Annotated in this window: 16 protein-coding genes; 13 read left to right on the forward strand and 3 right to left on the reverse strand. The window is 78.1% G+C overall.

All coding sequences use genetic code 11. The features are described from left to right. Positions 1–25 precede the first annotated feature (25 nt). The 3 genes from D0Z06_RS04895 to D0Z06_RS04905 are packed head-to-tail and all read right to left on the reverse strand — an operon-like array spanning position 26 to position 4,760. Positions 26–2,413 (reverse strand): transglutaminase family protein, encoded by a 2,388-nt coding sequence (locus tag D0Z06_RS04895; protein WP_117376256.1) that lies wholly within the window; start codon positions 2,411–2,413, stop codon positions 26–28. After that, positions 2,410–3,771, reverse strand: coding sequence for a DUF58 domain-containing protein (locus tag D0Z06_RS04900; RefSeq protein WP_117376257.1), 1,362 nt, complete (start codon positions 3,769–3,771; stop codon positions 2,410–2,412). Before D0Z06_RS04900 ends, D0Z06_RS04895 begins: the two co-directional genes overlap by 4 nt. Before the next feature lie 2 nt (positions 3,772–3,773). Further along, positions 3,774–4,760 carry an AAA family ATPase gene (locus tag D0Z06_RS04905; RefSeq protein ID WP_233517450.1) on the reverse strand — a complete coding sequence of 329 codons (987 nt, stop codon included), beginning with the start codon at positions 4,758–4,760 and terminating at the stop codon, positions 3,774–3,776. Between the two features lie 401 nt (positions 4,761–5,161). Between D0Z06_RS04905 and mraZ the strand changes: the two genes are divergently transcribed. The 13 genes from mraZ (at position 5,162) to ftsZ (ending at position 21,124) form a co-directional block, all read left to right on the forward strand. Continuing rightward, a complete protein-coding gene (gene mraZ, locus D0Z06_RS04910; protein WP_117376258.1) occupies positions 5,162–5,596 on the forward strand; it encodes a division/cell wall cluster transcriptional repressor MraZ in 435 nt (144 codons plus the stop codon). A gap of 463 nt (positions 5,597–6,059) precedes the next feature. Next, positions 6,060–7,043, forward strand: a complete 984-nt coding sequence (gene rsmH, locus D0Z06_RS04915; RefSeq protein ID WP_117376259.1) for a 16S rRNA (cytosine(1402)-N(4))-methyltransferase RsmH — start codon at positions 6,060–6,062, stop codon at positions 7,041–7,043. Next, the gene (locus D0Z06_RS04920) at positions 7,040–7,960 is read left to right on the forward strand and encodes a hypothetical protein (protein WP_117376260.1); all 921 of its coding nucleotides are present in this window, start codon (positions 7,040–7,042) and stop codon (positions 7,958–7,960) included. The genes rsmH and D0Z06_RS04920 overlap by 4 nt, the downstream gene beginning before the upstream one ends. A 3-nt stretch (positions 7,961–7,963) precedes the next feature. Continuing rightward, complete coding sequence (locus D0Z06_RS04925; RefSeq protein ID WP_117376261.1) at positions 7,964–9,787, forward strand: peptidoglycan D,D-transpeptidase FtsI family protein; 1,824 nt, start codon at positions 7,964–7,966, stop codon at positions 9,785–9,787. Between the two features lie 94 nt (positions 9,788–9,881). Further along, on the forward strand, positions 9,882–11,459 hold the full coding sequence (locus D0Z06_RS04930; protein WP_117376262.1) for a UDP-N-acetylmuramoyl-L-alanyl-D-glutamate--2,6-diaminopimelate ligase: 1,578 nt from the start codon (positions 9,882–9,884) through the stop codon (positions 11,457–11,459). Then, complete coding sequence (locus tag D0Z06_RS04935; RefSeq protein ID WP_117376263.1) at positions 11,456–12,880, forward strand: UDP-N-acetylmuramoyl-tripeptide--D-alanyl-D-alanine ligase; 1,425 nt, start codon at positions 11,456–11,458, stop codon at positions 12,878–12,880. The genes D0Z06_RS04930 and D0Z06_RS04935 overlap by 4 nt, the downstream gene beginning before the upstream one ends. Next, entirely contained in the window at positions 12,877–13,956 is a 1,080-nt protein-coding gene (gene mraY, locus D0Z06_RS04940; protein WP_117376264.1) for a phospho-N-acetylmuramoyl-pentapeptide-transferase, read from the forward strand. Before D0Z06_RS04935 ends, mraY begins: the two co-directional genes overlap by 4 nt. A gap of 80 nt (positions 13,957–14,036) precedes the next feature. Next, a complete protein-coding gene (gene ftsW / locus D0Z06_RS04945; RefSeq protein ID WP_233517451.1) occupies positions 14,037–15,545 on the forward strand; it encodes a putative lipid II flippase FtsW in 1,509 nt (502 codons plus the stop codon). Then, complete coding sequence (gene murG / locus D0Z06_RS04950; protein ID WP_233517452.1) at positions 15,542–16,681, forward strand: undecaprenyldiphospho-muramoylpentapeptide beta-N-acetylglucosaminyltransferase; 1,140 nt, start codon at positions 15,542–15,544, stop codon at positions 16,679–16,681. Before ftsW ends, murG begins: the two co-directional genes overlap by 4 nt. Continuing rightward, entirely contained in the window at positions 16,671–18,116 is a 1,446-nt protein-coding gene (murC, locus tag D0Z06_RS04955) for a UDP-N-acetylmuramate--L-alanine ligase (protein ID WP_117376265.1), read from the forward strand. Before murG ends, murC begins: the two co-directional genes overlap by 11 nt. Then, positions 18,113–18,892: a cell division protein FtsQ/DivIB gene (locus D0Z06_RS04960; RefSeq protein ID WP_233517453.1), complete on the forward strand. Its 780-nt coding sequence runs from the start codon at positions 18,113–18,115 to the stop codon at positions 18,890–18,892. Before murC ends, D0Z06_RS04960 begins: the two co-directional genes overlap by 4 nt. 21 nt (positions 18,893–18,913) lie before the next feature. After that, complete coding sequence (locus D0Z06_RS04965) at positions 18,914–19,498, forward strand: peroxidase-related enzyme (protein ID WP_117376266.1); 585 nt, start codon at positions 18,914–18,916, stop codon at positions 19,496–19,498. Between the two features lie 351 nt (positions 19,499–19,849). Beyond that, on the forward strand, positions 19,850–21,124 hold the full coding sequence (ftsZ, locus tag D0Z06_RS04970; protein ID WP_117376267.1) for a cell division protein FtsZ: 1,275 nt from the start codon (positions 19,850–19,852) through the stop codon (positions 21,122–21,124). Positions 21,125–21,129: the final 5 nt, after the last annotated feature.

Here is a 21,129-nt window from a genome sequence, read left to right on the forward strand (position 1 = left end):
CCTCCTCGCCCGGCCGGCGGCGGCCTCAGCCGGCGGCCGGCCGCCGGCGCGCCGGCCGGGGCAGCCCGGCGGGGAGCCCGTCGCGCACGTCCGCCACCAGGGACGGCGGCCACAGCAGCGCCCGCAGCCGGGCGCCCCGCGGCGCGGCCGCCAGGAGCCCGTGCCGGGCGTCGGCCAGGGCATCCCGCAGCTCGTCGCCGCCGGGTGCCGAGCCCGGCGCCGCGTAGGACGCCGCCTCCTCGGCCCGGGCCAGCCGGCGGACCGCCGCGGCGGCCGACGCGGTCCGCGACCCGGCCCGGTGCGCCCCGCCCCCGGGGGGCCCGAGCGCGCCGACCAGGTGCTCCCCGGCCCGCCGCGGGGTCCAGGCGGGGTCCGAGGGCAGGTCGAGGTCCCGCGCGGTCGCGGTGAGCTCGTCCCACAGCGCGCCCGGCTCGCCGGAGGAGACGCGGCGGCGGCGCTGGAGCGCCCGCAGCCCCGCCGGCGTCGCCCCGAGCGCGGCGATCCCGAGGACCGCGCCACCGGCCGCGAGCACCGGGCCGACCGGTGTGCCGGCCTCCGCCGCCGGCGTGGCGGTCAGGTCCGGCTCGGCGAGCGGGTCGACCTGCGGAGCGGGGGCGACGGGCCCGGGGAGGGGCGCGGCCGGTGCGTCGGTGCGCTCGGCCACCTCCTCCTGCTGGGGGCGGGGCGCCCACGGCAGCTCCACGGCGCGGTCGGCGTCGATCGGCGTGGGGTCGAACGGGATCCAGCCCAGGTCGTCGAAGTAGACCTCCACCCAGGCGTGCGCGTCGTCGCTGGTGACCAGCCGGCTGCCGTCGGGCTGCGGGGTCCCGGGGGTGTACCCCAGCACGACCCGGGCCGGCAGCCCCGCGGCGCGGGCGAGCACGGCCATGGCGCCGGCGTACTGCTCGCAGTAGCCCCGCCGCCCGGCGAGGAAGTCGACCAGGTCGTCCCCGCTGGTGCCCGCCGGGGTGGCGAGGGAGTAGCTGAACCCGTTGGCGGGGTCGGTGAAGTGCGCGTACAGGGCCTGCGCCCGCTCGTACGGGGTGGTGGCCCCGGCGGTGACCGCGGCCACCAGGTCGGTGACCGACGGGTCCAGCGGGGGCAGGGCGGTGTGGCGCTCCACCAGCGGCACGGCCGGGGCCAGCTCACCGGCGGTGGACAGCTCGGCCAGGTCCGGCCGGGGCTCGACGGCCACGACCGACCAGGTCTGCCCCGCGGTGGAGGTGTCCCGGCCGAAGACCGTCGCGGTGCTCGGGTCGAAGCGCCAGCGCTCCGCGCCGGCCACGCCCACCGCCAGGGGGGAGAACAGCACCGGCAGGAACCGGTCCTCGTGCCCCAGGGCGGTGATCAGCGCCTCCACCTGCCGGCCGGGCCGCCGGCCCGGCAGGGGCGCCAGCGCCGCGTTGCCCGCCACCGCCTGCTCGCCGTCGAGGTTGCCCACCGTCCAGCCGTCCTCGGCGGTGTAGACGTCGAGGGCCACGACGCGCAGGTAGCCGGGGTCCTCGACGGCGGTCTCCAGGCGCAGCAGCTCGATCGGCTCGTCGAGGGTGAGCTGGCCCTGCAGCGCCGCGGCGGGGTCGAGGGAGGTCCCCGTCGACCCGCCGCCGGGGCCCAGGCCCCGGGCGAAGGCGCCCTCGGTGAGGGTCGGGACCAGCGCGCCCAGCACGAGACCGAGCACCACGGCGACCGCGCCGGTGCGCACCGCCGGGAGCGCGCCGGCCCCCCGCCGCGGCCGGCGCCCCTCGCGCGGGGCGGTGCCCAGCCGGCGCCGCTGGTCGGCCCACAGCAGCAGGGCCAGGCCCGCGGAGGGAGCGGCGACGGGGAGTACGCCGACGTTGCCGGTGACCGTGCTGACCGGCACGCACACCAGGACGAGCAGCCCGAGGCCGGCCAGCGCCGGCTGCCGGCCGCCGACGGCCACCAGGTCGACCACGACGGCGACCACCCCGACGAGCAGCACGGTGAGCGCCAGCAGGCCCGTCAGGGGCAGCGCCGGGGTCGACTGCTCGCGCATCTCGGCCGACCCGTCGCTCAGCACCCGCCCCAGGGCCGCGAGGCCCTCCCCGGTGGGCAGCACCCCGCCCGCGGCCTCGTCGGGCGCGTACAGGGCGGTCAGCACGCTGAGCAGCAGCCCGAGCTGCAGGAGCGGCACGAGGGGCACCCCGAGCGCGGTCGCCACGGGGGACCCCGACCACCGGGGAAGGGCGTCGCGCACGACGGCCCCGGCCAGCCGCAGCAGCAGCCCCCCGGCGGCCACGACCGCGATCGCGGCCAGCGCCGGCGGCAGCCAGGACCGGTCGGTGAAGACGGGCAGGAGGGCCAGCGCCCCCAGGACGCTGGCGACGGCGGCGGCCACCGTGGTGCCGGCCTCGTCGAGGGCCGCGCGGCCTGCCGGTGCGCGGTGGCCGCTCATCCCGGCACCCCCTGGGGCACCGGCGCGGCGGCCGGTCCGAGCTGCGCCCACACCGCCGCCAGCGGCACGCGCGCCCCGGCGACGGCGACCCGCCACCCGGCGGCCCGCAGCAGGTCGGCCGCCGCCGTCACCTGGCGGGACAGCTCGTCGCCCGCCGCGCCCCCGCCGCCGCGCCGCCCCCGGCCGCTGACCGCGGCCCAGCTGCCCAGGTCGGTGAGGACGGCGGCGTCGGTGCCGGGACCGGAGCGGACCCGTGCCAGCTCCGCGGCCTCGTCCGGGCCGACCGCCCCCAGCAGCGCCACCACGGGTCCGTCGCCGGCGGCGCGGCCGAGCAGCTCCGCCCCCGGGCCGAGCCCCGGCAGCCGCGAGGGGCCCAGGCCGGCGAGCCGGTCGAGCAGCTCCTCCTCGCCCAGGCCCGGGTGCCCGGGCGTGCGCGGCAGCTCCCCGGCGTCGGTGACCACCCGCAGGGTCGCGCCGCGGCGGAGCAGCGCCGTGCCGATGCCGGCGGCGGCCTCCACCAGCCACTCGAGGCTGTCCTGCGGCGGGGCGGGGTCACCCGGGACCGGCGGGGGCGGCGGCGCGGCGTGCCCGCGGGCCAGGAGGTGGGCCCGCGTGCGGGTGTCGAGCAGCAGCGTGGCCTGGGCGCGCCACGGCCGCTCCTCCAGCCGGACCATGAGCTCCCCGGTCCGGGCGGTCGCCCGCCAGTGGACCTTGCGCAGGTCGTCACCCTGCCGGTAGGCGCGCGTGCTGACGTCGTCCTCCCCGTGCACCGCGATCGCGCGCCGGGTCCCCTCGCCGCCCCGGCCGGAGCTGCCCGCCGGCCCGCCCGGGCCCAGGGGAAGCACCCGGGGGACGACGGTCAGCGGCGCGGTGTCCGCGCCCGAGACGGTGCGCAGGACCAGGCCGAAGGGGTCCACCAGCCGCAGCCGCAGCGGACCGAGGCGGTAACGCCCCCGGCGGCCGCCGTGCACCCGGTAGTGCAGCACCGCCGACCCGCCGCCGGGCAGCCCCTCGACGGTGAACTGCGGGGAGGGGCCGAGGTCGGCGGGGACGGTCTCGGCGAGCAGCCACAGCCCCCCGCGGCCACGGCCGGCGTTGCCGACCTCGAGCCGGACGCCGGCGTCCGAGCCGCGCGGCAGCCGGGCCGGGGTGACCGTGCGCCGGGAGGTGGCGCGGAACCGGTGCCGGGCGACCGCCGCCGCCGACACCAGGGGCAGGGCGAGGACGAAGACGGCGACCTGGACCAGCGCCGTCTCGCCGAGCAGCACGCCCAGGGCCAGGAGGGTGGCCCCGCCGGTGACCAGGCAGCGGCCCCGGAGGGTGAGGGAGGACAGCGCCGTGGCGACCGGTCCGCGCACGGTCAGCGCCCGCGCAGGACCGGGACGTGCCCGAGCAGGTCGGTGACCACCTGCTCGGCGGTGCGGCGACCGGCGGCCGCGTCGGGGGCGAGCAGCAGGCGGTGGGCCAGCACCGGGACGGCCATGGCCTGGACGTCGTCGGGCAGCACGTGGTCGCGGCCGGAGAGCGCGGCCGACGCGCGGGCGGTCCGCAGCAGCTGCAGCCCGGCCCGCGGCGAGGCGCCGAGCCGCAGCTCGGGGGCCCGGCGGGTCGCGTCCACCAGGGCCACGACGTACCGGCGGACGGCCTCGGAGACGTGCACCCGGCGCACCCCCGCGACGAGCTCGCGCACGGTCGCGGCGTCGGCGACCGGGGTCAGCGCGGCCAGCGGGTCGCCGGTGGTGGTGAGGTCGTCGAGCATGGCCAGCTCGGCGTCGCGGTCGGGGTAGCCCATGGAGATCCGCGCGGTGAAGCGGTCGCGCTGCGCCTCGGGGAGGGGGTAGGTGCCCTCCATCTCGATCGGGTTCTGGGTGGCCACCACCAGGAACGGGCGGGCCAGCTCGTAGCTGACGCCGTCCACGGTCACCTGGCGCTCCTCCATGGCCTCGAGCAGCGCCGACTGGGTCTTGGGCGAGGCGCGGTTGATCTCGTCGGCGACCACGATGTTGGCGAACACCGCGCCGGGCTTGAACTCGAACTCCCGGCTCTCCTGGTCGTAGACGGAGACGCCGGTGACGTCGCTCGGCAGCAGGTCGGGCGTGAACTGGATGCGGTGCACCGTCGCGTCGATCGAGGCGGCCAGCGACTTGGCCAGCGTGGTCTTGCCGACGCCGGGCACGTCCTCGAGGAGCAGGTGCCCCTCGGCGAGCAGGACCACCAGGGCCAGGTGCACGACCTCCGGCTTGCCGTGGACGACGCGGGACATGCTCGCCGCGATGCGCCGTCCCTCGGTCTCGACGTCGAGCGGCGCGCCGGCCGTCCCCCCCGGAGTCCGGGCCAGCTCCGTCACATCTCCTCCTCGTCGGCGACCGCCGGCGCGTCCGGCCCCCGGCCCCGGCGGGCCCCGCGCTCGGGGTTCACGGTACGTCGCCGACCCGTTCCCCGGGCCGTTCGCGGGAGCAGCGGTGCGACGGCCGCGGCCGCGCTCCCACCGGTGGGTCCGCGGGCGCGCCCGCGGGGGCCGGGGAGGGGCCGGGGACGGGCCGCCGTCCCACCCGGTCCCCACCGCGCCCCACCCGTGGCCGACGACGCCCTGACCTGCGCGGTGACCGGTGGGGAAGGCCGGTCACGACATGGTGTCGAGTGGTGTCTGGTGGGGCCCAGTGGGTTAGGGTGTGGCGCGGTGGGGGAGCAGGGCCCGCTCCGGGGTCCCCGGAGAGCCATGGGAGGTCCAGTGCGGGAGGTGATCCGGTGTTCGTCGGCAGCTACCCGCTCCGCCTCGACGAGAAGGGCCGGCTCGCCCTCCCCGTGCGCTTCCGCGAGCAGGTGGCCGGCGGCATGGTGATCAAGAAGGGGCAGGAGCGCTGCATCTACGGCCTGACCATGGCCCGCGTCGCCGAGCAGAGCGCCGCGGTCGCCTCCATGGCCCCGGCCGACACCGCCGCCGCCCGCATGCGTGCGCGGATGAGCTTCGGCTCGATGGTCGAGGTCGAGCCGGACAAGACCGGCCGCATCACGATCCCGGCGAACCTCCGCGAGTACGCCGGCCTCGACCGCGACGTGGTCGTCGTCGGCGTCGACACCCGCTTCGAGATCTGGGACAGCGCCACCTGGGACGCCTACGTCGCCGAGCAGGAGGCCGCCTTCGCCGACATGGAGAGCGAGGGGATGCCCACCCTCTCCTGACCGTCCCCGTGCCCCGCCCGGGCCCCCCGGCCGAGCCGACTTCCCCGCGGCTCGACCGGGTCGGTGACCCCGAGCCGCCTTCCCCGCGACTCGGTGCACCCCGACCCCGGGCACCGGCCGCCCCGCGGCCGGCCGCCGGCAGGAGCCGGCTCCGCGGCACGGACCTCCCGGCCCCCGCGGGGCCCACCTGACGCACTTCCCCGGCGCCAGGCGGGCCCCGCGGGGCGCGCCGGCTCCCACCCACCCGCTCCGAGCGCCCCACCGCGCCCCACCCGCCCCACTGCTCCCCACCGGCCCATCGCTGCCCACCCGCCCCGTCCGCACCGCGCGCCGGTGCCACCGGCTCGTGCGAAACGCCTCCTGCCTCCACCCGCCGAACCCCGTCCGGCCCCACCATGGACGGGCCCGTCCGACCCGCCGGCCGGCGCGGCCGGTACCGACCCGCCCGAGGAGCGCCCCGACGATGAGCAGCACCGAGCCCGAGCGGCCCGCGGTGCACGTGCCCGTCCTCCTCCACCGGGTCACCGAGCTGCTCGGCCCGGCCTGCGAGGGGGACGGCGCCGTCCTGGTCGACGCCACCCTGGGCCTGGCCGGCCACGCGCTCGCGCTGCTGCGCGCCCACCCCGGGCTGCGGCTGGTCGGCCTGGACCGCGACCCCGACGCCCGCGCGGAGGCCGCCCGCCGCGTCGCCGCCGCCGGCTGCACCGGGCGTGCCACCCTCGTCCCCGCGGTCTTCGACGAGCTGCCCGACGTCCTCGACCGGCTCGGCCTGGCGGAGGTCTCGGCGGTGCTGTTCGACCTCGGCGTCTCCTCCCTGCAGCTCGACCGGCCCGACCGGGGGTTCAGCTACGCCGTCGACGCCCCCCTCGACATGCGGATGGACCCCGCGGCCCCGCGGACGGCGGCCGACGTGGTGAACACCTACCCCGCCGCGGAGCTGGCCCGCGTGCTGCGCGTCCACGGCGAGGAGCGCTTCGCCACCCGCATCGCGGCCGCGATCGAGCGGGAGCGGGCGCGGGAGCCGTTCACCCGCACCGGCCGGCTGGCCGAGCTGGTGCGGACGTCGATCCCCGCCGCCACCCGCCGGACCGGCGGCCACCCGGCCAAGCGGACCTTCCAGGCGCTGCGCATCGAGGTGAACGACGAGCTCGGCGTGCTCGAGCGGGCGCTGCCGGCGGCACTGGCCGCGCTCGCCGTGGGCGGCCGGCTGGCGGTCATCACCTTCCACTCCCTCGAGGACCGCATGGTCAAGCGGGTGCTCGCCGCGGGCGCCGCCGACCGCACCCCGCCGGGCCTGCCGGTGCCGCTGCCCGGGCACGGGCCGACGCTGCGGTTGCTCACCCGCGGTGGCGAGGCGCCGTCGGACGCCGAGGTCGCGGCCAACCCCCGCGCCGCCTCGGCCCGCGTCCGGGCCGCGGAGCGGATCCGCCGCGAGGTGGCCGCGTGAGCGCCGCCGCCCGCGCCGCGGGGGTGCCCGAGGACCCGACCCCGACGGCCCCGCCCGCCACCCGCCGGCCCCGTCCGGTGCCCGGCCCCGGGACGGCGGACACCCGGACCGGGGTACCGGCCGCCGGCGCTGCCCGCACCGGCGGCTCCGCTGCCGCCCGCACCGCGGAGGCACCGCCGCGGGGCGACGGGCCGCGGACCCCCGCCCCCCGCACGGACCCCGGCGCCGCGGCCGGGCGCACCACGGCCGGGCGCACCGCGGCCGGGCGCAGCGCGGCGGGGCGCACCGCGGCCGGGCGCACCGCGGCCGGCCCGGACCGGCCGCCCGCCCCGGCCCGCACCGACCCGCCCTCCCGGGCCCCCGCGCCACGGTCGGCTGTCGGCGAGCGGGCGGGCGGTGGTGCGGCCACCCCGGCGGGCCCTGTCCGCGGCCGGGCCCACAGCGTGCCGGTGCGCACCGGCGCCCTCCGCGCCCGCGCCCCGCGTGCCGGCAGCCGGCCCGCCCGGGCCGCCTCCCCGGCGCCGGCCGCCCCGGCGGCCCGCGGGCGGCACGGCATCGCCGTCCGGCGGGCCCCGTTCGCGCTGCTCGTGGTCGCCCTGCTGGCCGCGACCACCGTGGGCCTGCTGGTGCTCAACACCTCGATCGCCGTGAACTCGCTCCGGGCCACCGAGCTGGAGAGCGCCAACGCCGAGCGCGCCCAGGAGGTCCAGCGGCTCGAGCAGCAGGTCGTCGCGGGCGGCACCCCCGACCGGCTGGCCGACGCGGCGGGCGACGCGGGGCTGGTCCCCGCGGGGACGGCGGCGTACCTGGTGCTCGGCCCCGACGGGTCGGTGGTCCTCCGCGGCCGGCCCGAGCCGGCCCCCGCGCCCGAGCCTGCGGCGCAGCCACCGGGCCCGCCGGCCGCGGCGGGGGGCTGAGGGGTGGCGAGCACCGTCCGCCACCCCGCCCCCGGCCGCCGCGGCGGCCAGCGCGGCTCCGGGCGTCCCGGCGCCTTCGCGCCGCGCCGCCCCCCGGGCAGCCGCCGCGTCCGCCGCCCGCTGCGCCCGGGTCCCCGCCGGACCACCCTGGGCCTGACCCTCCTCCTCGTCCCCCTCCTGCTCGTCACCGGCAAGCTGGTGCTGCTGCAGGGCGTGGACGGCCGGGCCTACGCCAACGCCGCCGAGGCCGACCGCCTCAGCTCCTACCCGATCGCCGCGCTGCGCGGGCAGATCACCGACCGCGACGGCAACCCGCTGGCCTACACGGTGGCGGCCTCGCGCGTGGTGGCCGACCCGACCGTCGTCGGCGACCCCGCCCGCACCGCGCTCGCGCTGACCACGCTGCTCGACGTCCCCGTCGCCGAGCTGACCGAGCGGCTCTCCCGCGACAGCCGCTACGTCGTGCTCGCCGCCCAGGTCCCGCCGGAGACGGTGGACGCCGTGGTCGAGCTCGGGCTGGCCGGCGTCTCCTTCGAGGACGACCCCGTGCGGCTGTACCCGGCCGGCAGCACCGCCGGCCAGGTCGTCGGGTTCGTCGGGCGGGAGGGCGCCGGCCTGGCGGGGGTGGAGCGCACCCTCGACGAGCAGCTCGCCGGCACCCCGGGTCAGCGGCGGGTCGAGGTCGGCAGCGGCGGCAACCCGATCCCCTCGGGCATCGACGAGTCCACGCCCGCCGTCGACGGCGACGACGTGCGGCTCACCCTCGACGAGGACGTCCAGTACGCCACCGAGCAGCGGCTGGAGCAGGCGTGCGCCGACGGCGCGACCACCCGGGCGTCGGCCGTCGTCCTCGACGTGCACACCGGCGAGGTCGTCGCCATGGGGTCCTGCCCCGGCTACGACCCCGGTGCGGTGTCCCGGACCGATCCCGCGCTGCTCGGCAACCCCGTGGTGTCCGACGTGTTCGAGCCCGGGTCGGTCATGAAGGCGGTGACCCTGGCCGCCGCCCTCGAGGAGGGGGCGGCCGAGCCGGGCACCGTGCTCACCGTCGACGGGCACATCCAGGCCGGTGACGTGGTGGTCACCGACGCCCACGACCACGACCCGATCGACTGGACGGTCACCGGCATCCTCGCCAAGTCCAGCAACGTCGGCACGATCATGCTGGCCCGGGAGATCGGCGACGCCACGCTCGAGCGCTACCTGCGCGCCTTCGGCATCGGCAGCCGCACCGGCGTCGAGCTGCCCGGCGAGAGCGGCGGCATCCTCGAGGGCTCGGAGGACTGGACCCAGAGCCGCGCGGCCAACGTGCCGATCGGGCAGGGGGTCTCGGTCACCACCCTGCAGATGGCCTCGGTGTACCAGGCCCTCGCCAACGACGGCGTGCGCATCGAGCCGCGGGTGGTCGCCTCGGTGGGCGGCGAGCCGACCCCGCGGCCCGAGGGGACCCGGGTGGTGAGCACCGAGACCGCCGAGGAGATGGCCGGCATGCTCGAGGCCGTCGTGGGGCCGGGCGGCACCGCGCCGCTGGCCCAGGTCGACGGCTACCGGGTCGCCGGCAAGACGGGCACCGCCCAGCGCGCCAACCCCGAGTGCGGCTGCTACGACGGCGGCGGCTACGTGACCACGTTCGTGGGCTTCGCCCCCGCCGACGACCCGCAGTACGTGGTCGCGGTCGACCTGGAGCGCCCGACCAGCGACGCCGAGGGCGGCCAGGTGGCCGCGCCGGTGTTCGCCGACATCATGCGGCAGGTGCTGGTGGCCGACGCCGTCGTCCCCTCGGGGACGCCGCGACCGGACTTCGTCCTCACCGGGCCGGAGCGGTAGGAGGCCCCGCCGCCCGGCTCCGCTGCGGCCGGTCCTCCCGCCGCCCGCGTGTGGTCGGCGGACGGCGACCGGCCCGCCGGTAGATTGGAGCCCCGTGAACCAGCCCCCTGGCGGGTCGGCGCCCCGTCCGGAGGGGAGCAGCCCCGCGCCGCCGCGCCCGTCCCTCGCCGACCTCGCCGAGCTCGTGGGGGCACCGGTGCAGGGGGACCCGGCCACCCGGCCCACCGGTGTCACGCTGGCCTCCGGGGAGGTCGTCGCCGGGGACCTGTACGCGGCCCTGCCGGGCGCGCGCACCCACGGCGCCCGTCACGCCGCGGACGCCGCCGCCCGCGGGGCCGTCGCCGTCCTCACCGACCCGGCCGGGCGCGCGCAGGCCTGCGCCACCGGCCTGCCGGTCTGCGTCACCGAGGACCCGCGCGCGGTCCTCGGTGCCGTCGCCGCCCGGGTGTACGGCGAGCCCGCCCGGCGGCTGCAGGTGGTCGGGATCACCGGCACCAACGGCAAGACCACCACCGCCTACCTGGTCGAGGCCGGTCTCGCCGCGGCCGGCCGGTCCACCGGCCTGGTCGGCACGGTCGAGACCCGCACCCGGGGCCGCACCGCGGACGGGCGCCCCACGGTCACCACGCTGCCGAGCGTCCGCACCACCCCGGAGGCGCCGGCGCTGCACCGGCTGCTCGCCACGATGGCCGGGCAGGGGGTGCAGACCGTCGTCATGGAGGTCAGCAGCCACGCCCTCGTGCTCGGCCGGGTCGGCGGCATCCCGTTCGCCGCCGCCGGGTTCACCAACCTCGGCCGCGACCACCTGGACTTCCACGCCGACCTCGAGGACTACTTCCTCGCCAAGGCGCGGCTCTTCGACGGCCGGGCGGCGGTCGAGGTGGTCGACGTCGACGACCCCCACGGGCGGCGGCTGACCGGGATGCTCGACGGGCGCCGGGCGGTCACCGTCTCCGGCCGCGGGTCGGCCGCGGACTGGCGGGCCACCGGCGTCACCGCCGACCCCGCCGGCGGCTCGGCCTTCACCCTGCACGGGCCGGGCGGGCGGACCTGGCCGGCGCGGGTGCGGCTGCCCGGCCCGTTCAACGTGGCCAACGCCGTCCTCGCCGTGGCGCTCCTCGACGCCGTCGGCGTCGCCGTCGAGGACGCGCTGCGCGGGGTGGCCGGCACGGTCGTGCCCGGCCGCATGGAGCCGGTGGACGCCGGTCAGCCGTTCGTCGCCGTCGTCGACTACGCGCACACCCCCGACGCCGTGGCCACCGCGCTGGCCGCGCTGCGGTCGGCCACCAGCGGGCGGGTGATCACCGTGCTCGGCTGCGGCGGCGACCGCGACCCCGGCAAGCGCCCGGCCATGGGGGAGGCCGCCGCCCGGGGCAGCGACCTGCTGGTGGTCACCGACGACAACCCGCGCTCGGAGGACCCCGCCGCCGTCCGCGCCGCGATGCTGGCCGGCGTGCCCGCCGGCGCCGAGGTGCTCGAGATCGGCGACCGCCGCGCCGCCATCACCGCGGCCGTGGCCCGGGCCCGGCCCGGTGACGCCGTGCTCGTCGCCGGCAAGGGGCACGAGACCGGCCAGGAGGTGGGCGGCACCGTCCACCCCTTCGACGACCGCGCCGTGCTGCGCGAGGCCCTGGAGCGGTGCGCCCGGGCCGGAGGAGAGACCCGACCGTGATCAGCCTGACCCTCGCCGAGGTGGCCGCGGCGGTCGGCGGGCGGCTGCCCGGCGGCGCGGCCGGCACCGTGACCGGCGCGGTCACCGTCGACAGCCGCACCGCCGCGCCCGGCGACCTGTTCGTCGCCCTCCCCGGGGAGCGGGTCGACGGCCACGACTTCCTGCCCGCCGCGGCGGCCGCGGGCGCGGTTGCCGCCCTGGCCACCCGGCCCGACCCCGCGCTGCCCTGCGTGCTCGTCGACGACCCGGTCGCCGCCCTGGGCCGGCTCGCGCACGCCGTCCACGGCCGGCTGGCCGCCGGCGGGCTGCGGACCCTGGCGATCACCGGCTCGGCCGGGAAGACCTCGACCAAGGACCTGCTCGGCCAGGTGCTCGCCACCGCCGGGCCGACCGTCAGCCCGCCGGGGTCGTACAACAACGACATCGGGCTGCCGCTCACCGTCCTCGCGGCCGACCCGGCCACCCGCTCGCTGGTGCTGGAGATGGGCGCCCGCGGGCGCGGGCACATCGCCCGGCTGTGCGAGGTGGCCCGCCCGGGGACCGGCATCGTGCTCAACGTCGGGTCGGCCCACCTCGGCGAGTTCGGCTCGGCCGACGCGATCGCCGAGGCCAAGGGCGAGCTCGTGGCCGCGCTGCCGGCCGGGGGCACGGCCGTCCTCAACGCCGACGACCCGCGGGTGCTGGCCATGGCCGCCCGGACCGCGGCGCGCGTGGTGACCACCGGCCGCGGCCCCGAGGCCGACGTGCGCGCCGCGGACGTCACCCTCGACGAGGGCGGCCGGGCGCGGTTCACCCTCACCGCCGCGGGTCGGTCGCTGCCGGTGGCCCTCCGGGTGGTGGGCGAGCACCAGGTCGCCAACGCGCTCGCCGCGGCCGCCGGTGCCCTGGCCACGGGGATGACGCCGGAGGCCGTGGCCACCGCGCTGTCGGCGGCCACCCCGCGCAGCCGCTGGCGGATGGAGGTCACCCGCCGCCCGGACGGCGTGACCGTGGTCAACGACGCCTACAACGCCAACCCGGAGTCGATGCGCGCCGCGCTGGCCGCGCTGGGCGGGCTGCCCGCCCGCCGGCGGGTCGCGGTCCTGGGCGGGATGGCCGAGCTGGGACCGGCCGCGACCGGGGAGCACACCCGGCTGGGCGCCGACGCGGTGGCCGCGGGGGTGGACCTCGTCATCGCGGTGGGGCCCGATGCGGTAGGGATAGCCGAGGGCGCGGCCGCCGCCGGCGCCCGCGAGGGGGAGGGGGTGGCCGCGGTGCCCGACCGCGCCGCTGCCCGTCGACTGCTGACGGAGGTCCTGGTGCCCGGTGACGTCGTGCTGGTCAAGGCCAGTCGCGCCCACGGGCTCGAGCTGCTCGCCATGGACCTGCTCGGCGGGGACCCGGCGGGCGCCGGCCCGCGCGACGCCGGGGCAGGCGCGTGAGATCCGTCCTCGTCGCGGCCGCGTTCGGCCTGATGATCTCCATCCTGGCCACGCCCATGGCGGTGCACCTGTTCCGCCGCAAGGGCTTCGGCCAGGAGATCCGGGACGACGGCCCCGAGAGCCACCTCTCGAAGAAGGGCACGCCCACCATGGGCGGCACGGTGATCGTCGGCGCCACCGTCGGCGGTTACCTGATCGCCCACCTGTTCCTGCTCAACCAGCCCGGGCGCGGCGTCACCGCCAGCGGCCTGCTGGTGCTCTTCCTCATGGTGGGCCTGGGCACCGTCGGCTTCCTCGACGACTACCTCAAGATCCGCTACCGGCGCAGCCTCGGGCTGAACAAGACCGCCAAGCTGGTCGGCCAGCTGGTCGTCGGTGTCGCCTTCGCGGTGCTGGCGATCAACTTCCCCGACCCGGCGGGCACCACCCCGGCCTCGACGTTCGTCTCCTACGTCCGCGACATCGAGCCGCTCGCGCTCGGGTCGGTCGGGTTCGTCGTCCTGGCCTACCTCTACATCGCCGGCTTCTCCAACGCGGTGAACCTCACCGACGGCCTCGACGGGCTGGCCGCGGGCTGCTCGGCGATGGTCTGCGGCGCCTACACGATCATCAGCTTCTGGCAGTTCACCCACGACTGCACCACCCAGCTGATCGACGGCTGCTACACCGTGCGCGACCCGCTCGACGTGACCCTGGTGGCGGCCGCCGGGATGGGAGCCTGCCTGGGCTTCCTGTGGTGGAACACCAGCCCCGCGCGGATCTTCATGGGCGACACCGGCTCGCTGGCCCTCGGCGGGCTGCTCGCCGGGCTGGCCGTCGTCACCCGCACCGAGCTGCTGCTCGTCGTCCTCGGCGGGCTGTTCGTCGCCGTCACCCTCTCGGTGGTCATCCAGGTGGCCTTCTTCCGGGCCACCCGCCGCCGGGTGTTCCGGATGGCGCCGCTGCACCACCACTTCGAGCTCGCCGGGTGGGCGGAGAACACCGTCATCGTGCGGTTCTGGCTGGTGACCGGGATGGCGGTGGCCTTCGGTCTCGGGCTGTTCTACGCCGACTGGCTGGCGATCACCGGCCTGTGAGGCGGGCGCCCGCGCGACACGCCGGCCGCTGCCCCGGGCTCCTGCCCGGCGCGGCAGCCGTGAGCGGCGACGATGGTCCGATGCAGTCCACCGGAGTCGATCGCGCCCCCGGGGGAGGCCGCGGCGCGCGCACCGCGGGCCCGGGCCGCCGCCTGGCCTGGCTCGACGGCCCGATGTCCAGCTGCCACCTCGTGGTGGGCGCCGCCGGGCTGCTGCTCGCGATCGGCCTGGTCATGGTGTTCTCGGCCTCGGCGATGAAGGCCGCCCTCGCCGACCAGCCCGCCTGGCGCCCCGGCGTCGACCAGCTCGTGTTCGCCCTGATCGGGCTGGTCGCGCTCCTGGTCGCCGTCCGCCTGCCCATCGGGCTGGTGCGCCGCGCCGCGCCGATCGCCCTGCTGGGCGTGGGGGTCCTGCTGCTCGCCGTGCTCGTCCCCGGCATCGGCGTCGAGTACAACGGCTCCCGGGCCTGGATCGACCTCGGCTTCACCAACTTCCAGCCCTCCGAGCTGGGCAAGCTCGTCTTCGCGCTGTGGGGCGCCCACGTCCTCGCGCTGCGGGACCGCTTCCTGACCGTCCGGACGCTGCTGGTACCGCTGCTGCCGGTCTACGCCGTGATGGCGGGGCTGTTCCTGCTGGAGAACGACTTCGGCGCCGTGGTCACCCTCGGCCTGGTGCTCGTCGGGCTGCTCTGGGCCGGCGGCCTGCCGCTGCGCCACTTCGGCTGGTTCGTCCTCGCCGGGGCGCTGGCGATCGCGGTGATGATCCGCGTGGCCCCGTACCGGATGGCGCGGATCACCTCGTTCCTCGACCCGTTCGCCGACCCCACCGACAGCGGCTTCCAGGCCATCCGCGGGTTCTACGCGCTGGCCACCGGCGGCCTGTGGGGCGTGGGCCTGGGCAACAGCGCGATGAAGTGGAACCTGCTGCCCGAGGCCGAGAGCGACTACATCTTCGCGATCATCGGGGAGGAGCTGGGCTTCCTCGGCTGCCTGGTGGTGATCGTCCTCTACGGCGTGCTCGCCTACGCGGGCACCCGGATCGCCCGGCGCAGCGCCGACCGGTTCGTCCAGCTCGCCAGCATGGCGATCACCGTGTGGCTGATCGGCCAGGCGGCCATGAACATGGGCTACGTGGTCGGCCTGCTCCCGGTCACCGGCGTCACCCTCCCGCTCATCTCGGCGGGGGGCACCTCGCTGGTGCTCACCCTGTTCATCGTCGGCCTGCTGATCCGCTTCGCCCGCGCCGAGCCCGCGGCCGTCGAGCACCAGCGCACCCACCCGCGCGGGTGGCTGGCGCGGCTGCTGCTGCCCGTCCCCGCGGCGGCGGTGGAGCCGCCCCGCCCGCGCCGCCGCGGGGCCGGCCGGCCCGACGCGTCCCGGCCCGGCCGCGACGACGACCGCCCGGCGCGCCGCCCCGTGGTGCCCGGCGGCGCCCGCACCGTCGCCCGGGTCACCCCCGGGGCGGCCCGCGAGCGTGGCGCGGCGCCACGCGAACGCCGGGCCGACGGCCGCGGCCGGCCGGGTGACGCCCGCCGCCAGCCGCCGCCCCGGGCCCGGTCCGGCGCCGAGGCCCCGAGGCGGCCCCGGTGACCGGCGACCTCGGCGGGGGAGCGGCCGGGGCGACCGGCGGCGCCGGCGCGCCGTCCGTCGTCCTGGCCGGCGGCGGGACCGGCGGGCACATCGAGCCGATGCTCGCCCTCGCCGACGCGCTCGCCCGCCGACCGGGGCCGCGGGTGACCTGCCTGGGCACCGCCCGGGGCCTGGAGACCCGGCTGGTGCCGGCCCGCGGCTACGACCTGCGGCTCATCCCGCCGGTGCCGCTACCGCGCCGGCCCACCCCCGACCTGCTGAGGGTGCCGGGGCGGGTGCTCCGCGCGGTGGCCGAGACCCGCGCCCTGCTGCGCGAGCTGGACGCCGACGTGGTGGTGGGCTTCGGCGGGTACGTCGCCCTGCCGGCCTACCTGGCCGCCCGCCGGGAGCGGGTGCCGGTCGTCGTGCACGAGCAGAACGCCCTGCCCGGGCTGGCCAACCGGATCGGGGCGCGCCTGGCCGCCCGGGTCGCGGTCACCACCCCGGGCACGCCCCTGCGCGGCGGCGTGCACGTCGGCATGCCCCTGCGGACGGCGATCAGCCGGCTGGACCGCGCCGCCGCCCGGGCGGAGGCACGGGCCGCGTTCGGCCTGGACGCCGACCGGCCGACGCTGCTGGTCTTCGGCGGCTCGCAGGGCGCCGCGTCGCTCAACCGGGCCGCGACGGGGACCGCAGGCGCGCTGACCGCCGCGGGGGTGCAGGTGCTGCACGCCCGCGGGCCCAAGAACAGCGACGTCACCGTGCCCCGCCGGCCGGCGGGTGCCGCACCCTACGTCGTCGTCGACTACCTCGACCGCATGGACCTCGCCTACGCCGCGGCGGACCTGGCACTCTGCCGGGCGGGCGCGGTCACCGTGGCCGAGCTCTCGGCCGTCGGGCTGCCGGCGGCGTTCGTGCCGCTGCCGATCGGGAACGGGGAGCAGCGGCGCAACGCACTCCCGGTCGTGGCGGCCGGGGGCGGCCTGCTGGTGGACGACGCCGACCTGTCGCCGTCCTGGATCGAGGAGAACGTGGTCCCGCTGGTCACCGACCCCGCCGCGCTGGCCGGGTACGCCGCGCACGCCGCGGCGGCCGGGGTGCCGGACGCCGACGAGCGCCTGGCCGACCTGGTGCTCGAGGTGGCCCGTGCCCGCTGACGACGTCGCCGCCTGGTCGGGCCCCGTGCCCTCGCCCGGGGAGCTGGGTGCGGTCCACTTCGTGGGCATCGGCGGGGCCGGGATGAGCGGCATCGCCCGGATCCTCCTGGCCCGGGGGGTGACCGTCTCCGGCAGCGACCGCCGCGACACCCCGACCCTGCTCGCGCTGCGCGCCCTCGGCGCCCGGGTGGAGCTCGGTCACGACCCCGCGCACCTGGGGGAGGCAGACACCGTGGTGGTGTCCACCGCCATCCGGGACGACAACCCCGAGCTCGCCGCGGCGCGGGAGCGGGGCCTGCGGGTGCTGCCCCGGGCCGTGGCCCTGGCCGCGGTCATGGCCGGCCGGCGCAGCGTGGCCGTCGCCGGCACCCACGGCAAGACCTCGACCACCTCCATGCTGACCGTCGCGGTGCAGGCCTGCGGTGCCGACCCGTCGTTCGCCATCGGCGGCGACCTCAACGAGTCCGGCAGCAACGCGCACGCCGGCGAGGGCGACGTGTTCGTGGCCGAGGCCGACGAGAGCGACCGCTCCTTCCTGCTGCTGTCGCCGTTCGGGGCCGTGGTCACCAACGTCGAGGCCGACCACCTGGACAACTACGGCGACCTGGCCGCCGTCGAGCAGGCCTTCGACCGGTTCCTGGGCACCGTCGACCCGGCCGGCTTCGTCGTGCTGTGCGCCGACGACCCCGGTGCGGCCCGGCTGATCGGCGTCCCCACCGGGGCGCGGGTGCGCACCTACGGCACCACCCCGGACGCCGACCTGCGGGTGCTCGACGTCGAGGTCGGCCCCGAGGCCACCGCGTGGACCGCCGTCCTGGACGGCCGCGTGCTCGGCCGGGTGCAGATCCGCGTGCCGGGGGAGCACATGGCGCGCAACAGCGCCGCCGCGCTGCTGGCCGGGCTGGAGCTCGGGCTGCCCGCGGAGGGCCTGGTGGCCGGCCTCGGCCGCTTCGGCGGCGTGCACCGGCGCTTCGAGCTCAAGGGCACCGTCGGCGGGGTCCGGGTCTACGACGACTACGCCCACCACCCGACCGAGGTCGAGGCCCAGCTGCGGGCCGCCCGGGCGGTCGCCGGCACCGGCCGCGTGGTGGTGGCCTTCCAGCCGCACCTCTACAGCCGCACCCGGCAGTTCGCGGCCGGCTTCGGCGCGGCGCTCGGCCTGGCCGACGAGGTCGTGGTGATGGACGTCTACGGCGCCCGCGAGGACCCCGTGCCCGGGGTGACCGGCGCGATGGTGGCCGAGGCGGTGCCGCTGCCCCCCGAGCGGGTCCGCTTCGAGCCGTCGTGGTCGGCTGCCGCGCCGGCGCTGGCCGACCGGGCCGGCCCCGGTGACCTGGTGATCACCATGGGCGCCGGCAACGTGTCGATGGTCGGGCCCGAGGTGCTCGAGGCCCTGCGGGCGCGGCTGGCCGAGCCGGCGGACCCCGACCGGTGAACCGCGCCGGGACGACCACCCGGGACCGCGCCGACGACCCGGCCGCGGCCCGGCGCCGGCCGGCCCGCCGCGCCGAGACCCCCGCCGACCGTCGCCGCCGGCTCTGGCTGCGGGGCGGGATCGGCGTGGCGGTGCTGGCCACGCTGGCCTGGGCGCTGTGGGCCAGCCCGCTGCTGGCGGTGCACGAGGTCCGCGTCGACGGGGCCGCCACGCTGGCCACCGCCGAGGTGGTCGAGGTGGCCGGCGTCGCGGAGGGGACCCCGCTGCTGCGGGTCGACGTGGCCGCCGCGGAGCGGCGGGTCTCCCGCCTGCCCCAGGTGGCCTCGGTCGAGGTGACCCGCGGGTGGCCGCGCAGCGTCGTGGTGACCGTGGTCGAGCGCGTGCCGGTCGCCGTCGTCGAGCAGGCCGGCACGCGGACGCTCGTCGACGCCGGGGGCGTGCTGTTCGGGACCGTCACCGGCCCGGCGCCGGCCGGGGCGGTGGACCTCGACGTCCGCGCGCCGGGGCCGGACGACCCGGCCACCCGCGCCGCGCTCGCCGCGCTCGTCGCCCTCCCGGAGGGGCTGCGCGAGGAGGTCGCCTCCGCCTCGGCGCGCACCGCGGAGGACGTGACCCTGGAGCTCGCCGACGGCACCACCGTGCTCTGGGGCGGGGCGGAGCGGGCCGACGACAAGGCTGCCGCGCTGGTGGCGCTGCTGGACCAGGTGGCCGCCGGTGAGCTCGACCCGGCCGGGACGATCGACGTCAGCGCGCCCTCGGCGGTGGTCCTGCGCTGAGCCCCGGGGCAGGCTGTCGGGGTGTCCGACACCCCCGCCAGCCGGTTCCCCGTCCCCGCGCCCCACCAGCTCGCCCCCGAGCTGCGCGAGCGCTACGCCGCCGTCGAGGAGCGCTCCGGCTTCCTCCCGAACGTGTTCGCCGCCCTTGCCTGGCGCCCGGCCGAGGCGGCGGCGTTCTTCGCGCTGCACGACGCGCTCATGGACAAGGAGACCCCGGGCCTGTCCAAGGCCGACCGCGAGCTCGTCGTGGTGGCGACCAGCGCGGCCAACGACTGCCTGTACTGCGTGGTGGCGCACGGGGCCATCGCCCGGATCCGGGCCCGGGACCCGCACATCGCCGACCAGGTCGCCGTCGACTGGCGCAAGGCGCCGCTGCCGCCGCGGATGCACGCGGTGCTCGACGTGGCGGTGCGGCTGGCGGTCGAGCCGGCCGCGGTGACCGCGGCCGACCTCGACCGGCTGCGCGGCCACGGGCTCACCGAGGACGACGTCTGGGACGTCGGCGCGATCGTCTCGCTGTTCGCGCTGTCCAACCGGCTGGCGCACTGGGCGGCCATCCCGCCGAACGAGGAGTTCTACCTCATGGGCCGGCTACCGCGGAGCTGACGACCGCCGGCGACGGAGCGACCGCGTTCCGTCGCCGGCCCCATCGGCGGACGACACGCGCGGCGGCGCGACACGCCCGGGCGGCCCGGTGACTTCGTCGGATCCGCGCTCGCGGCGTGTCGGTGCCTTCGACCTCCACTCGAGACGTTCCCGCCGCGGGTCGTCACCGATCGTGATGCGCGTGTGACCTCTGGGTCGCATGCGGGCCCTGCGATCGGCCGGCAGCGACACGCCGGGTCGTTGCGGGTGTTTGTCGCACCTGTCGGGCCCACCTAACTTCGTCCGCGTCGACCCAGTTGACATAACTATAAGGCTTTACCTGAGGATGAGGGTCGAGGTCGGGAGCCCCACATGACACCTCCGCACAACTACCTCGCGGTCATCAAGGTCGTCGGCATCGGCGGCGGCGGGGTGAACGCGGTCAACCGGATGATCGAAGTCGGCCTCAAGGGGGTCGAGTTCATCGCCATCAACACCGACGCGCAGGCGCTGCTGATGAGCGACGCCGACGTCAAGCTCGACGTCGGTCGCGAGCTCACCCGCGGGCTGGGCGCCGGCGCCCAGCCCGATGTCGGGCGCCAGGCCGCCGAGGACCACCGCGAGGAGATCGAAGAGGTGCTCAAGGGCGCCGACATGGTCTTCGTGACCGCGGGGGAGGGCGGCGGCACCGGCACCGGCGGCGCGCCCGTCGTCGCCTCGATCGCCCGCAAGCTCGGCGCGCTGACCATCGGCGTGGTCACCCGCCCCTTCTCCTTCGAGGGGAAGCGGCGGGCGGTCCAGGCCGAGTCCGGGATCGAGGAGCTGCGCAACGAGTGCGACACGCTCATCGTCATCCCCAACGACCGGTTGCTGCAGCTCGGTGACCGCAACGTCAGCGTCATGGACGCCTTCCGCACCGCCGACCAGGTGCTGCTCTCCGGTGTCCAGGGCATCACCGACCTGATCACCACGCCCGGTCTGATCAACCTGGACTTCGCCGACGTCAAGTCGGTCATGTCCGGGGCCGGTTCGGCGCTCATGGGCATCGGCAGCGCCCGCGGGGACAACCGCGCCCTGCTCGCCGCCGAGCAGGCGATCGCCAGCCCGCTGCTGGAGGCCTCCATGGAGGGCGCGCACGGCGTGCTGCTCTCCATCTCCGGCGGGTCGGACCTCGGGCTGTTCGAGATCAACGAGGCCGCCTCGCTGGTCTCCGACGCCGCGCACGCCGACGCCAACATCATCTTCGGTGCGGTCATCGACGACGCCCTCGGTGACGAGGTGCGGGTGACCGTCATCGCCGCCGGCTTCGACGGTGGGCGGCCCGTCGGCCGCAAGGACGCCCCGGCGGCCGCCGCCCCGGCCGCGACGCCGTCGGCCTCCCGGCTGCCCGGTGGGTCGCAGCCGGTCGGGTCGGTCCGGCCGGCGCCGACGGGGGAGCGGCTGGTCGGCCAGGCGCCGGCCGCGCCGCAGGCCCAGCGCACCCCGCCGCCCACCTCCCAGGTGCCCTCGCGGCCGGCCACCGGCGGCGGGATCACCGTCCCGCCGCTGCCGCCGGTGCAGGGCGGGGTGCAGTCGGGTGCGCGGCGCCCGCTGACCAACGAGGACTTCGACGAGGAGCTCGACATCCCGGAGTTCCTGCGCCAGTGAAAGGG

It is taken from the genome of Geodermatophilus marinus, assembly GCF_003428645.1.
Taxonomy (GTDB): domain Bacteria; phylum Actinomycetota; class Actinomycetes; order Mycobacteriales; family Geodermatophilaceae; genus Geodermatophilus.